Origin of the sequence: Celeribacter indicus (assembly GCF_000819565.1) — a bacterium.
In the GTDB taxonomy this organism is placed as follows: domain Bacteria; phylum Pseudomonadota; class Alphaproteobacteria; order Rhodobacterales; family Rhodobacteraceae; genus Celeribacter; species Celeribacter indicus.
In genome coordinates this window covers 352,365-365,159 of the sequence record NZ_CP004393.1, presented here as the reverse complement: position 1 = coordinate 365,159, position 12,795 = coordinate 352,365, and the positions used below count along the sequence as shown (strand labels likewise).

Here is a 12,795-nt window from a genome sequence, read left to right as displayed (position 1 = left end):
GGGTTTGTCGTGAGAGGGGAGTTACGCGGCGCTCTTCAGCGCGGCCTCGTCGGCCGGCAGCGAGATCGTCACCATATGTTCGGTGTCGTGCGCGCCGTCGAAATGCGTCTCCTTCACATAATGGGGTTCGTCGGTCAGTTCGCCGCCGATGGCACGGGCGAAGCTCCGGAACAGGCCCCAGGAGGCGTCATTGTCTTCGGTGATCGTGGTCTTGAGCGCCTTCGCCCCGGACAGCTCGTCGCGTCCGATCAGTTCGAACAGCATGGTCTTGCCGAGACCGAGCCCGCGCGCCTTTGCGCTGACAGCGACCTGCCAGACGAAGAAAGCGTCCTTGTTCGGGATCATGTGACCCGAGATCCAACCCACGATCTCGCCGTCGAGTTCCGCCACCACGCAGGTGTCGCGGAAATGATCGGCCTGGATCAGGTTCGCATACATGGAGTTCTCGTCCAGCGGCTTGCAGGCGCGCACGAGATCCCAGATGGCAGCCCCGTCCGTCGCATCAGGTTTGCGCAGGCGGGGCGCTCGCGTTCGGGGGCGATCTGTGTCCGGTGTCATCATGTCTTTCGGCATGAACCTCTGCTCCATGTTTGTTCGAAAGACTAAGTATCCTATGAGAGATAAAATTTCAACCTTCTAAGCTGTTTTTTCCGCTCATAGCGCGATTTCAGGAATTTTACGGGAAAGAAACCTATCAGAAAACAAAGCGCTTTGAGTCCATCCATCGTTCGACATGCGAAGCATTAGAGCGAATTGCTTCGACAATTGAAGGATCTTCCCGGATGTGGCATCTTGGGCCGCCATGACAGAGCAACATCGAGACAGAATCGACCAAAGCCTGATCGCCCTGCGCCGTATCCTGCGGGCGACGGAGCTCTATGAGCGCGATCTGGCGCAGGCTGCGGGCCTGACCTCGGCCCAGTTGCGGGTGCTCCAACTCGTCGGCGCGGAGGGCAGCACGACACCGAAGGAGCTCGCGTCCCGCATGGGCGTGACCCAGGCGACGATCACCGCCCTCGTGGACAAGCTCGTCGCGCGGGACATGGTGAAACGCGTTCCCTCGATCGAGGATCGGCGCCAGACGAACGTCACGATCACCGATGAGGGCAACAGCCGCCTCGCGGATGCGCCCGACGCGCTGCAACAGCGCTATGTGAAGGCCTTCAGCGCGATGGCCGACTGGGAACAGGCGCAACTTGTCGCTTCCCTGGAACGCGTCGCCGCCATGCTCGACGCGAAGGACATCGACGCCTCGCCGGTCCTGACCACAGGCGAAATCCATTCCGGCAAGAAGCATGAGTGACCTTCCCCTGACGCGCCGGGACCCGCGCGCGAGCCCCGGAGCGATAGCTGGGCCGGTCAGGCGAGACCCTCGTCCCTGAGCGCCTGACGCACGGCGGGCCGGCTTGCGATCCGGCCGACGTATTCACCGAGCTTCGGCAGCGACGACAGGTCGATCTGAAGATGAACTGCCCAGCCGGTCAGCGTGAACAGGTAGGCGTCGGCGACCGTGAACCCGTCTCCAACGAGATAGCCCGAGGGGCCGATCCGGTCCTGGGCCAGGGCAAGCTTGTCGCGGACCTGCGCCTCGACAACGGGGCGCATGTCCGCCGGCAGGCCCGGATGGAACAGGGGGCCGTAGGACTTGTGAACTTCCGTCGCCAGGAAATTGAGGATTTCCTGGAGTTCCCAGCGTCCTTCGGCGGTCACGTCCCCGAGCCGGCCGCCCTCCACCTGCGAGGCGATGAACTGAAGCACCACGGCGGCCTCGGCGATCCTCCTGCCGTCATCGGTGACGAGCGCCGGCACCAGCCCGCTCGGATTGATCTCGCGATAATCGTTGCCGTCGACCTTGTTGCCGTCTTCGGTCTTTTCCACCAGATGATATGTGGCGGGGATCCCGGCCTCGAGCAACGCGATATGCGGCGCCAGCGAGCAGGCGCCGGGAATGTAGTAAAGCTTCATGAATGTATGTCTCCCGTGGAAATGAAAGGGCAATCGGAAATTCCCGGCGCGATGCGCCGGGAACGGAGGCGATGTCGATCAGAAGCGCCAGACGACACCGGTCCGGACGAGCAGCGGATCGAGCGTCACCTTGACATCTGCCGGCGCACCGCCCAGCGAGCCGCTTGCATCCGTGTCGATCCAGATCTTGTTGACGTCGAAATAAAGGCCCATCCGGTCGGTGATCATGCTTTCGAAACCGACCTGCAATGCGGCGCCCCAGTTGTCGTCGACCTCGAAATCGATGACATCCTTGTCGTCGGTATCGAAGACGATCGTGTAGTTGATGCCAGCCCCGACATAGGGCATGAACTTCGGATTGTTCGTGGGGAAGCGATATTGTCCCATCAGCACCGCCGGCCCATAGGTCACGTTGCCCAGGCGGTAGCCGCTCAAAGTGCCCGATCCCTCGATCTCCGCCTCGGGCGGAAGACCGAGGCTGAAGGTCGCGGACCAGTTTTCGTTGAAACGGTAACCGATATCGACGGTCAGGGAATAGTTGTCGTCTATCGTGATATCCGTGCCGGGAACCTGGCCACCGGCGACGGACACATCCGCCCCCGGATCGAAGTAAACCCCGACGAGGCCGCCCCGAAGAAACCATCCCTCGTGTTCGACCTGCTGAGCGGAAGCCGGGCTGCTGCCCAGAAGGGCAGCCGAGCATATCGCCGTCGTCGCCAGAATTCGTTTCATTTTATCTCCTCCCTGTTTTTCAAGCTGAAACGTTGTTTGTATTTGCCGCCCCGGAGCCGGAGCGCGTCTTTCCTGCCGGTGTGAGCCTCCCGCTCACAGCAGTTTGCGCAGGTCCGGTGCGGTCTGGAGCTCGTCGCCGGCCGGGGAATATCCCCTGGCCAGCAGCCGCCGGACGATCGCCATGTCGCGCGGCGCGTCGAAGCAGATGGCGCCGACCAGCTTTCCGCCCGCAACGCAGAGGCGGGTGAAGGCGCCGCCTTCCCCTTGGCGCAAAAACACCTCTCCGCCGTCGGAGGCACAATCCCCGATCATCTGGAGGTTCAGATCGTACTGATCCGACCAGAACCAGGTGTTGACGGAATAGGCGCTGTTCTCTCCCATCATGTTCCGCGCCGCGGCCGCCGCCTGATCCTGCGCATTTGCCCAGGACTCCATGCGGATGCTCCGGCCCGTCTCATCCCGCATCGCCGCAACGTCGCCCGCCGCGAAGATGTGCGGATCGGAGGTCCGCAGGAACGGATCGACCACCACCCCGTTCCCGATTTCAAGACCGGCATCGCGGGCCAGTTCGACATTGGGCACCGCACCGATTCCGATCACGACGATATCGACGGGCAGCACCTCTCCCGAGGACAGGGTCACGGCTTCGACCGCATCCCTCCCGGCCACCTCCGTGATGCGCGTGTCCAGATGGATCTTCGTGCCGTGGTCGCGATGTATGCGCTCAAGAGCAGAACCGACCTCCGCGGGAAGGCAGCGGGCACACAGCCGCCCGGCCATCTCCACCACCGCCGCCTGCAAGCCCAGCTTGCGCGCGGTCGCCGCGACCTCGAGCCCGATCCAGCCCGCCCCCACGGACAACAGCGTCTTGCCGGGCGCCATCGCCGCACGCAGCCTTTCGGCATCGTCGAAGGTGCGCAGATAAAAGACATTGCTCTTGCCCGACAGAGGCCCGTCGATCAACCGCGGACGGCTTCCCGTCGCGATCAGAAGCCGGTCATAGGACAGCTCCCGACCGGAAGAGAGGATCACCTTGCGCCCGCCGCGATCAAGCGCGACCGCGCGATGTCCCCGCAGCAGATCGAGGTTCAGATCGACGAGAGCCTCCTCCGGGATGAGGGTGACCTTCGCCACGTCCGCCTCCCCCTGCAACACGGCCTTGGACAGCGGCGGGCGCTCGTAGGGCAGCCGGTTTTCTTCCGACACGATGGTGACGGATCCTCCGAAACCTTCGTCACGCAGGGTCCGCGCCGCGGTGGCGGCGGCCTGCCCTCCTCCCAGAATGACAAAATGCTCCATATGTCGTCCTCCCCGTCGTGTTGAGAATGCGCCCGCCTCCACAAGGAGGGCGCACCGTTTGCCGTCCGGCCCGCGCCCGGCGAGGCGCGGGCCGGTGCTTTCTCACGAGCCGATCTTGAAGCTCTCCGGGAAGGCCGCGCCCCAGGAGCTGAAGATCTGCTGATCCGCCGTCCACATCTTCGGTCCGGCCTTGCGATCCACGCAGCGCGGCATTTCCCCCGACAGTTCGTAACGGTTGCCGCAGGGTGTCCGGAAATAGGAATAGAGGTTGGAGCCGACAGCGTGGCGGCCGGGACCGGCTTCCGTGGTGATGCCGCCCCGCGCGAGCTGGTCGAGCATCAGCTTCATGAACTCGATATTGGGAATGTTCCACGCGAGGTGATCGAGGGTCTCATGCGGTGCCCCGGCGAACATCGCGACATCATGATGGTAGTCGCCGACATGCATCCAGGATGCGAGCCGGCCGGCGCCGCCGGGGAATTCCACGATGTCGGAGGCGCGGAAATCGACGTGGGTCGACAGGAACTCGATGGTTTGCGTCGCATCCGGCCCGACGCGCAGGGTGATGTGGTCCAGATCCACCGGGGCAAGGGCGCTCAGATGGTTCGTCGCACGCTGGGCCGGGTTGTAGTAATGCTGGCGCGCCTCGCGTTTCAGCAGAGCGATCTGCATCTTCTGGTTCTGCGGCGGCAGATCGAATTCGATGACGCGCACAACGCCCGGATCGGGGTCTGTCATCTCGCGCACTTCCACGCCGGCTCCCTCGACGCGCTTGCGATAATGCGCCAGGTCCTCTTCATCATCCGCGGCGATCGCGAAACTGATGACGCCCGTGCCGCCCTCGGTCACCGCGACGTCATAGGTTCCGTCGGTGCCGCAGGTCAGGTACACGCGGCCGTCCTCCCGGCCGATCTCTTCCAGTCCCAACACACTGGTGTGGAACTCGACCGACTCTTCGAGGTGCTTCACCCTGAGCGTGGCATGAGAAAGTTTTTGCAGGGCCATGTCCGGCTCCTCCTCCGTTTGAAATTTCACTGACAGTCAGATGAGAGAAGGCCCTTGCTCAGGGCGTCCTCCATGAAGGTGAGGCGGTCGTTGCCCCACCACATTTGATCCCCGAGGACCATGGTCGGAACACCGAACACGCCAGCGTCATGTGCGGCCTGGGTCGCCGCCTTCAGGCGCGTGATGGCCTCCTCCGAACCGCTCCAGGCGTCGAGCTCCTCGGGCTTGCAGCCACAGGCGATGGCCAGACGCTCCAGCAGCGCGGGATCCGCCGGATCTCCCCCGGTGTTCCAGACCCCGTCCCAGGCGGCACGCAGGAAATCCGGGCCCTTTCCCCTGTCGAGGGCAAAAAAATACGCCCTGTTGACTGCGCCCGTCTCCAGCGATTTCGGAGAGATCAGCGACACGCCATAGCGGCTTGCCCAGCGCGCGAGATCCATCCTGAGATAGCGGGCCTTGAGCGGGATGGTCACATTCGCGGGTCCGGTATTCCCGGCCAGCAGCTTGAGCTTCGGCAGATCGACCACATGGGACCGAAGCTCGAGACCGTATTTCTCGCAAAGACCAGGAAGCTTCTGGAACGCCAGATAGGAGAAGGGACTCATGAAGTCGAAGTAGAAGTCGAGGGGGCGTCTGCTCATGCCGATTGCCCGCCATCGAGTTCGGATGCGAGCTTCGCCCACTGGAGACCCGCCTCGCGCGCTCCGGCGAGCGCCGACTCGGGCGCGAGGTGATAGGGCGGGCGGCAGGGTCCGGCGGTCATCCAGCCCGCCGCATCCATCCGCGCTTTCTCGATACCGATATTGTGGACGGAGAATTCCTTGAACGACCCGTTCGGAAGAAGCGTGCGATAGGTGAACGCGATCCGGTCGGTGAGGGATTTCGCCTGCGTCCAGTCGCCGGTCCTGTTCGCCTCCGCCACGAGATCGCGCAACCGGATCACCGGCGAAGGGCCACAGACCGCGCCGCTGGTCCAGAAGGCCGTGCAGGCCTGCGGGTCGATCCGCGCGGCGGCGTAATAATCCACATCGAGCGGCATAAGGCGGATCCTGCGCCCGGTCAGGTTCAGGTCCATGTAAAGCGCCGCGATGTTCATGTATTTCGCAGAAACGACCTGGGGAATTTCCGCGATCTGCGCCCAGAACGGCCGCGGGAAATCGAACTTGAACGCTTCCGGATTGGCGTAGATGCAGATGGCCACGTCAGGGCAGGAGGCGGCGACATCGCGGAAGAACCGCACCGCCGTCGGCACATCGGGCTGGCACCACATCGGCGGTCCGAGCATGACGCCGTCGACGCCGATCTCGCGCACCGCCCTGGTCATGCGGATGGTGTCGCGGGTGTTGAGGCTGGTCGTCCCGCCGAAGACCGGCACCCGGCCTGCGACCGTCTCGACCACCGTGCGCAGGAAGGCCTGCTTTTCCTCCCAGGTCGTCGTCGCGGCCTCGCCAAGCGTGCCCTGCGTCAGGATACCGTCCACACCCGCCGCGACGAGAGCTTCCGCTGTGCGGGCGGTTTCCTCCAGATCGACGGTATCCGTCGCGTTGATATCGGACGCATTCGGCTTCGACGGCGTGGGCATGATCGCCCAGCAGCCGGACACGTCATCCACGGTAAGCAAAGTTCTTTTCATGAGCACTTCCAGCGTTGTGTCGCGCCCCATTCCGGAGGCGACCGGTTTTCTTTCGGGAGAATCGCCGGCGCAGCCCGGCCCGACAGCGATCCCTGACATTCGCCGCGTCAGAACGGATATTGCTGCCGGGGCGACTGGATCGTCAGCGCCTTCAGCTCGGTGAACTCGTCAATCACCGCGCGCCCTCCGCCGAAACGGCCCCAGCCACTCGACTTTGTCCCGCCGTAGGGCGCCTGAGATTCGCCGCCCACAGTCGAGCCGTTGATATGGACAGAGCCGGTCTGGATCCGCATCGCGACCGACATCGCGCGGTTGATATCGCTGCCGAAGACCGCCGCAGAGAGGCCGTATTCCGTGTCGTTGGCAATGCGCACCGCCTCGTCGGCATCCTTGACGCGGATCACCTGAAGGATCGGACCGAAAGCCTCTTCCCTGTAGATACGCATCTCGGGAGTGACGCCGTCGAGAACCGTGGCCGCCATGAGCGTCTTCTCGGCATGCCCGCCGGCTCGCACCCCGGCGCCCTTGGCGATGGCATCGTCCAGCAGCCCGTTCAGGCGATCGGCGGCTCCCTGGCTGATGATCGGTCCAAGGGCACAGGTCGCCTGGCTGCGCGGATCGCCGGCCTGAAGCGCCTTCGCGCGTTCTGACAGAAGCTCCACGAAGCTGTCCGCGATCGTGTCTTCGACGATCACCCGCTCCGTCGTCATGCAGATCTGTCCCTGATACAGGAAGGCGCCGAAGATCGTGGCGTTCACCGCGCCCTCGAGGTCCGCATCCGCCAGAACCACCATCGGCGATTTGTCCCCCAGTTCCAGCAGGCAGCGCTTGAGATGGCGACCGCAATGCTCCGCGATGATCCGGCCGACATGGGTCGAACCTGTGAAGTTCACGCGCCGCACCGCGGGATGCGCGATCATCGCCTCGACCAGTTCGGGAGCGTCCGTGGGATCGTTGGTAAGAAAATTCAGGGTGCCGGGCGGGAAACCCGCGGCATAGATAGCCTCTGCGATCAGTTCATGCGTCCTCGGGGAAGTTTCGGAGGCGCGGAACACGACCGTGTTGCCGCAGACCAGCGGATAGGCGATCGCCCGCGCCGCCAGAACCACCGGACCGTTCCAGGGTACCATGCTGAGGATGACGCCGACCGGCTGGCGCACGGTCATCGACAGGCAATCGGGCTTGTCCGAAGGAAGCGTCTCCCCCTGGATCTGCGTCGCCAGGGACGCCGCCTCGCGGAATTCGTTCGCCGCCATCATGACGTTGAAATGCGCCCAGAGGTCGCCCGCCCCGATCTCGGCCTTCATCGCGGCGACGAGATCGCCGGTCCGCGCCTCGAGCTCACCGGCGGCTTTAAGAAGAAGTGCGCGGCGTGTGCCCGGCCCGGTTTGCGACCATGTGGCAAAGGCGTGGTCCGCCGCCTCGATCGCGGCAATCGCATCTGCCCTGCTGGCGGCGGCGCCGGTCGTGACGACCTCGCCCGTCGCAGGTGACCGGCGTTCGAAACGCGCCTGCTCGCTGGCCGGGCGCGCCTCGTTGTCGATGTGCAATGTCGTTTCCATTGTAATTTTCCTTCCCTGTTTCAAGCCGCACCCGTTTGCCGCCGATCCGTCGGCGACAGCATGTCCTGTTGAAGCGTCGGACCAGGTCTTCAGAATTCGCCGAACTTCTCGGCCAGCTCGGCCCCCATGTTCGGTGAGGCAAAGCCGCGCATGCCGATGCCGCCGTCAAAATTCAGCACCACGCCGGTGGCCGGCCCGTTGTCCCGGCGATTGGCGAAGAACACGTATCCGCCGGCGTAGTCCTGGGTGTAGAAAGCCTTTTCGAGAGGCACGAGCCGTGGCATGAGCTCGTCGAACGGAATGTCGGAGAACCGATGCCCGTCCTGAGACAGCGCGCTCAGGCCCGCGAGGTTGCTGCCGCCGATACCGCCCGGCGCGACGCCGTTCACGCGGATATAGGGACCCCATTCATGGGCGAGCTGCTTGATCATCCCCACGACCGCGTGCTTGGTCGCGGTATAGAGAACGCCGCCGCCGCCGGGATAGAAACCTGCATTCGAGACGGTGAAGATCGCGTTGCCCCGGCTCTTGTAGAGCTCCGGCAGCGCGGCCTTGGCAGCGAGGAGATAGCCCCTGACGTTGATGCTGAACATCTCGTCGAATGCCGGAGAAACGGCATCGTCCGCCATTCCGGCGAGGGTCTGGTTGTAATCCCAGACACCGGCATTCCCCACGAGCGTGTCGAGCTTGCCGAAGGCCCTCACGCATTCAGCGACCGCTCGCTTGTGATCGGCCATCTCTCGCACGTCGCCGGCCACGCCGATCACGTTGTCCCCCAAGGCCCCGACCACCTCGTCTATGCGCTCCTGCGACCGGTCGAGAATGGCGACCCGCGCGCCCTCCTCGACGAACCGTTCGGCAATTGCGCGGCCGAGCCCGGACCCGCCGCCGGTGATCAGCGCAACCTGATCCTTGAGTTGCATGTTTCTCCCTCCCTGTCTTCTTGTTGCCTCAGCAGTCGACGTAGATGTCGCCGCCTTCGCATTTCGCCGGATAGACCTTGAGCGCCTGACAGGCGGGGAGAGCCTTCACCTTCCCGGTCCTCACGTCGAATTTCGCGAAATGAAGGCTGCATTCGATGATGCATCCTTCGAGGAAGCCGTCCGCCAGAGACCAGGTGTCATGCGTGCAGGTATCCTGCACGGCATGAATTTCCCCGTCCACGTTGCAGACCAGGATCGGCTCCGGTCCGCCGTCGAACACCTTCATGTCTCCCTCGGGCAGATCTGCCAGAGGGAATGCCTTGATCCATGCCATGAATATTCTCGTCAGAAGAAGAAGCTCAGGTTGTTCGACAAGATCGTGCTCTGGTCGATGAGGATCTTCCGCCGCACGATCTCGAAACCCGCCTCGCTGTCGGTGCGGCGCAGCACGTCCTGTCGCTCGCAGGCGAAGATGTCGACCTGACGCTCCTGCCGGGACCGGTAGGTGACCAAGGCGGAGATGGTGTGCAGCGTGTTGTCGTCCTCCGGCGAGATCATCACGTTTCCGATGATGTGACGCACGCGCGAGGCCGGGTTTTCCGACCAGCCCACGTCCGATGTGATCTTGCGGATACGGCCGTCCATCGTGGCCCAGGTATCATCGAAATGCGCAAAACCATGATCGTCGGCGTATTCCTTCTCCGCCTCCCGTATGAACTTCGTTTCACGAAGCGGCATCCAGTACCGGAGATCCTTCGCCAGGAGCGCGAACCACTCGACATAGCGCCGATCGGTCATGAGCTTCGCTTCCCAAAAGTAGAATTGTTCGACCTCATGCTGCAACTCGACGGGAACGAGCCCCGGTTTGACGGCGAAACGATCCGTCATCTTGTCATCAAGCATTCTTTCCTCCCATGTTTGGTGTCTGTCCGCCGCGCGGCTTCGACAGCGGACAGCGTCTTTCGCCTGGCCTGCGCGGCTCCTACTCCGCGGCGTGAGGCAGCGGGCTGATCGCCCGAATGGCATCCCAGTCCGGCGCGGTCATGATCTGTGTCCAGTAACGGTAGAAAGAGCGCGCGGCCTCCTCACCGTAGACATAGGCAAAGCTGACACCGGGGAAGCCGTCGGGGTTTTCGGAGGAAACAGTCTCCTGCGACATGCTGATGTTGAGCTTCGTCTGCCGGGCAACATGCCCGCGCAGAATAGCCTGCATATCGGTCCAGTTTTCCCCGTCGTCCTGCTCGAACACACCGCTGGCCGAGAAGGTTCGGATGATGTGGCGACGCCACTGTTCCTTGATGTCCTCCGGCGCCGACTTGTCGACCACGCCGAAGGTCCAGACCTCGATCTCGTTCGGACCGCGCGGCTGCCACATGCGCACGGTGTTGACACCGATCAGGAATGCGAGGTTGGGAAAGACATTCATGTGGCAGGTGTGGACATCCGCACGAGCCTGGCCCAGCCGTTCGACGGCTTCTTCGTAGGCAGGCCCGGAAATGAGGTAGTTCGTCACGTCCTCACCGAAGATGATCGGAAAGAAGCCCGGATTGCGCATGAATGTACCGCAGGCGTGGCCGTTGCCGATGTTGATGTTGTAGCCGGTGTTCGGAACCTGCATCTGCGACATGTCGAAATCCGCGGGAAGACCCGCCAGGATGCCGGACAGGTGCGCGGTGGTGCCAACGTGATAGGCATCGCTGCCGAATTGCTCCGCCGCCATTTTCCAGTTGCAGGGAATCACCCATTTCTGAATGCCGGTAATCGCCTCGGTTCCTTCGGCGCAACGGTCCAGCATGATGTCCATGTAGAACTTCGCATCGCCCAGATAGGTTTCGAGATCGGGCGCCGTCTCGTCCCAGTTGGCGAAGATCAGACCCTTGTAGGTGTCCACCCGCGCCTGTTTCGGGCTCCACTCCTTCTTGTCGAGGCAGCCGCCGAACGCTTCCTTTTCCATCGGAACGCTGACGAGGTTTCCGGCCCCGTCATAGGCCCAGCCGTGATAGCTACAGGTGAAAGACTTCGCATTGCCCGAATCGACGCGGCAGATCCGCATGCCGCGGTGGCGGCACTGGTTGAGGAAAACCCGGATGCTGCCGTCTTTCTGGCGCGCAACCACGACCGGATCCTCACCGATGTAAGACGTCATGAAGTCGCCGGCCTTCGGGATCATGCTTTCATGGCCCATACACACCCAGGTCCGGGCGAAGATCCTCTCCAGCTCAAGGCTGTAGAGGGATTCGTCGGTGTATATCTCGGGACTGTACACACCACTTTTTTCGTCGATCATTCCGAGAATCTCTTCATCGGAATATGCGGATACATTCGTAGTGTTTCCGGCGTTCGCCATCCTAAACTCCTCCCTGGCAGTTGCTGCGCGTCCCCTCCCAGGAGCGCATCCCTTGGTCGGGCCACGAAACCGGCCGTGAGGCGATCATGGCAACCAAGCTAAAAATAACAAAGCATGCTTTATATATTCGTGCAACCCTTTTAAGGGCTCGTCCGCCACTCGGCGAGAATCTCCTGAAGGCTCGTGACGGAGGGGGCCACCGCCGCCCTGACAGGGGCCTTTCCAAAGCGGGGTGCCGGCGCGGGCTGCACGATACCGTCGGCTTCGAGAAACAGCCCCCGCGCGATGTTCGCGGGATGCTCTTCCGCCTCCTGCATCGTCAGCACCGGCGTGACGCAGGCATCCACGGAGCTGAAACGCGCCGACCAGGCATCCCGCGGCCGCGATGCGAATATCATCGCCATCTCTGCAATCCGTTCGTCCTCTCTCGCCGGATCGGTGTCGGCAAACAACGCGGAGCCTGAAAGCCCCAGCGTTTCAAGCAACGCCTTGCGGAACTGGGGCTCGATCGCGCCCACGGCAATGTATTTCCCGTCGGAACAGACATAGGTTCGGTAGAAGTACCGTCCGCCGTCCAGCATGTTCCGGCCGACCGCCGCGCCATGTCTGCCCGCCTGTGCCAGACCCTTGATCAACGCGTAGAGCGCCGCCGATCCATCCACGATGGCGGCATCGACAACCTGGCCGTCGCCGGTCCGGCGCGCGTCGAAGATGGCCGCCAGCAGCCCGAAGGCGAGGAACGCTCCACCACCGCCCATATCGCCAACGAGCGGAGGAATGGCGGCCGGAAGCGCGCCGTCGCGTCCGAACAGCGACAACGCTCCCGACATGCCGAGGAAGTTCAGATCGTGCCCCGCGCTCGACGCAAGCGGCCCGTCCTGACCCCATCCCGTCATCCGCCCATAGACAAGGCGCCTGTTGACTGTCTTCAGGTCTTGGGGACCGAGGCCGAGACGTTCCATGACGCCGGGACGGAACCCCTCGACGACTGCATCCGCCTCCTGCGCCAGCGCGAGAACCGCTTGCCGATCCACCTCGGATTTCAGGTCCAGCGGCAGGATTTTCCTGTTGCGCTTCAGGATATCGAACTTCTCCGGCTCCCACGCCTCCCGTCCGGCGCCATCACCCGTGGTGGCCTTCGGGCGCTCGATGGTGACGACGCTCGCGCCGAGATCGGCCAGCATCATGCATCCGAAGGGCGCAGGTCCCAACGCGGCGAATTCGAGAATCCGCAGACCCGAAAGCGGCCCGGCGGGATGATCTTCAGTCTTGTCCATGCGCGTTCCGTTCCTTTCTTGAGCCGATTCGCCGGACACCTTTTCGGCCCTC

At 63.2% G+C, this 12,795-nt stretch carries 14 protein-coding genes; 1 reads left to right on the top strand and 13 read right to left on the bottom strand.

The annotated features are described in order from the left end of the window. Positions 1-21: 21 nt before the first annotated feature. On the bottom strand, positions 22-573 hold the full coding sequence (ectA, locus tag P73_RS01815; RefSeq protein WP_043871317.1) for a diaminobutyrate acetyltransferase: 552 nt from the start codon (positions 571-573) through the stop codon (positions 22-24). 229 nt (positions 574-802) lie between these two features. On the opposite strand from ectA, the gene P73_RS01810 reads away from it, so the two are divergent. Further along, complete coding sequence (locus tag P73_RS01810) at positions 803-1,303, top strand: MarR family winged helix-turn-helix transcriptional regulator (RefSeq protein ID WP_043868204.1); 501 nt, start codon at positions 803-805, stop codon at positions 1,301-1,303. A gap of 56 nt (positions 1,304-1,359) precedes the next feature. On the opposite strand, the gene P73_RS01805 is transcribed toward P73_RS01810, so the two are convergent. The 12 genes from P73_RS01805 to P73_RS01750 form a co-directional block, all read right to left on the bottom strand. Next, complete coding sequence (locus tag P73_RS01805; RefSeq protein WP_043868203.1) at positions 1,360-1,965, bottom strand: glutathione binding-like protein; 606 nt, start codon at positions 1,963-1,965, stop codon at positions 1,360-1,362. A 78-nt stretch (positions 1,966-2,043) separates the two neighbouring features. Then, positions 2,044-2,697 carry an OmpW/AlkL family protein gene (locus P73_RS01800; RefSeq protein WP_043868202.1) on the bottom strand — a complete coding sequence of 218 codons (654 nt, stop codon included), beginning with the start codon at positions 2,695-2,697 and terminating at the stop codon, positions 2,044-2,046. A 93-nt stretch (positions 2,698-2,790) separates the two neighbouring features. Beyond that, positions 2,791-3,996, bottom strand: coding sequence for an NAD(P)/FAD-dependent oxidoreductase (locus tag P73_RS01795; RefSeq protein ID WP_043868201.1), 1,206 nt, complete (start codon positions 3,994-3,996; stop codon positions 2,791-2,793). Positions 3,997-4,098: 102 nt separating this feature from the next. Continuing rightward, complete coding sequence (locus P73_RS01790) at positions 4,099-5,001, bottom strand: VOC family protein (protein WP_043868200.1); 903 nt, start codon at positions 4,999-5,001, stop codon at positions 4,099-4,101. Between the two features lie 26 nt (positions 5,002-5,027). After that, the gene (locus P73_RS01785; protein ID WP_043868199.1) at positions 5,028-5,642 is read right to left on the bottom strand and encodes a 2-hydroxychromene-2-carboxylate isomerase; all 615 of its coding nucleotides are present in this window, start codon (positions 5,640-5,642) and stop codon (positions 5,028-5,030) included. Next, entirely contained in the window at positions 5,639-6,634 is a 996-nt protein-coding gene (locus tag P73_RS01780; protein ID WP_043871316.1) for a dihydrodipicolinate synthase family protein, read from the bottom strand. Before P73_RS01780 ends, P73_RS01785 begins: the two co-directional genes overlap by 4 nt. A 107-nt stretch (positions 6,635-6,741) precedes the next feature. Further along, positions 6,742-8,196: an aldehyde dehydrogenase gene (locus P73_RS01775; RefSeq protein ID WP_043868198.1), complete on the bottom strand. Its 1,455-nt coding sequence runs from the start codon at positions 8,194-8,196 to the stop codon at positions 6,742-6,744. 89 nt (positions 8,197-8,285) lie between these two features. After that, entirely contained in the window at positions 8,286-9,119 is an 834-nt protein-coding gene (hcaB, locus tag P73_RS01770) for a 3-(cis-5,6-dihydroxycyclohexa-1,3-dien-1-yl)propanoate dehydrogenase (protein WP_043868197.1), read from the bottom strand. 28 nt (positions 9,120-9,147) lie between these two features. Beyond that, a complete protein-coding gene (locus P73_RS01765; RefSeq protein ID WP_043868196.1) occupies positions 9,148-9,453 on the bottom strand; it encodes a non-heme iron oxygenase ferredoxin subunit in 306 nt (101 codons plus the stop codon). A gap of 11 nt (positions 9,454-9,464) precedes the next feature. Next, positions 9,465-10,022 (bottom strand): aromatic-ring-hydroxylating dioxygenase subunit beta, encoded by a 558-nt coding sequence (locus P73_RS01760; RefSeq protein WP_043868195.1) that lies wholly within the window; start codon positions 10,020-10,022, stop codon positions 9,465-9,467. A 79-nt stretch (positions 10,023-10,101) separates the two neighbouring features. Continuing rightward, positions 10,102-11,466, bottom strand: a complete 1,365-nt coding sequence (locus tag P73_RS01755) for an aromatic ring-hydroxylating dioxygenase subunit alpha (RefSeq protein ID WP_043868194.1) — start codon at positions 11,464-11,466, stop codon at positions 10,102-10,104. A 140-nt stretch (positions 11,467-11,606) separates the two neighbouring features. Continuing rightward, the gene (locus P73_RS01750; RefSeq protein ID WP_043868193.1) at positions 11,607-12,743 is read right to left on the bottom strand and encodes a CaiB/BaiF CoA transferase family protein; all 1,137 of its coding nucleotides are present in this window, start codon (positions 12,741-12,743) and stop codon (positions 11,607-11,609) included. Between the last annotated feature and the right edge of the window lie 52 nt (positions 12,744-12,795).

What these genes read in the sequence shown, in the direction of transcription:
- ectA (WP_043871317.1), bottom strand. Translation starts at nt 573, where the DNA reads ATGCCGAAAGACATGATGACACCGGACACAGATCGCCCCCGAACGCGA.
- P73_RS01810 (WP_043868204.1), top strand. Translation starts at nt 803, where the DNA reads ATGACAGAGCAACATCGAGACAGAATCGACCAAAGCCTGATCGCCCTG.
- P73_RS01805 (WP_043868203.1), bottom strand. Translation starts at nt 1,965, where the DNA reads ATGAAGCTTTACTACATTCCCGGCGCCTGCTCGCTGGCGCCGCATATC.
- P73_RS01800 (WP_043868202.1), bottom strand. Translation starts at nt 2,697, where the DNA reads ATGAAACGAATTCTGGCGACGACGGCGATATGCTCGGCTGCCCTTCTG.
- P73_RS01795 (WP_043868201.1), bottom strand. Translation starts at nt 3,996, where the DNA reads ATGGAGCATTTTGTCATTCTGGGAGGAGGGCAGGCCGCCGCCACCGCG.
- P73_RS01790 (WP_043868200.1), bottom strand. Translation starts at nt 5,001, where the DNA reads ATGGCCCTGCAAAAACTTTCTCATGCCACGCTCAGGGTGAAGCACCTC.
- P73_RS01785 (WP_043868199.1), bottom strand. Translation starts at nt 5,642, where the DNA reads ATGAGCAGACGCCCCCTCGACTTCTACTTCGACTTCATGAGTCCCTTC.
- P73_RS01780 (WP_043871316.1), bottom strand. Translation starts at nt 6,634, where the DNA reads ATGAAAAGAACTTTGCTTACCGTGGATGACGTGTCCGGCTGCTGGGCG.
- P73_RS01775 (WP_043868198.1), bottom strand. Translation starts at nt 8,196, where the DNA reads ATGGAAACGACATTGCACATCGACAACGAGGCGCGCCCGGCCAGCGAG.
- hcaB (WP_043868197.1), bottom strand. Translation starts at nt 9,119, where the DNA reads ATGCAACTCAAGGATCAGGTTGCGCTGATCACCGGCGGCGGGTCCGGG.
- P73_RS01765 (WP_043868196.1), bottom strand. Translation starts at nt 9,453, where the DNA reads ATGGCATGGATCAAGGCATTCCCTCTGGCAGATCTGCCCGAGGGAGAC.
- P73_RS01760 (WP_043868195.1), bottom strand. Translation starts at nt 10,022, where the DNA reads ATGCTTGATGACAAGATGACGGATCGTTTCGCCGTCAAACCGGGGCTC.
- P73_RS01755 (WP_043868194.1), bottom strand. Translation starts at nt 11,466, where the DNA reads ATGGCGAACGCCGGAAACACTACGAATGTATCCGCATATTCCGATGAA.
- P73_RS01750 (WP_043868193.1), bottom strand. Translation starts at nt 12,743, where the DNA reads ATGGACAAGACTGAAGATCATCCCGCCGGGCCGCTTTCGGGTCTGCGG.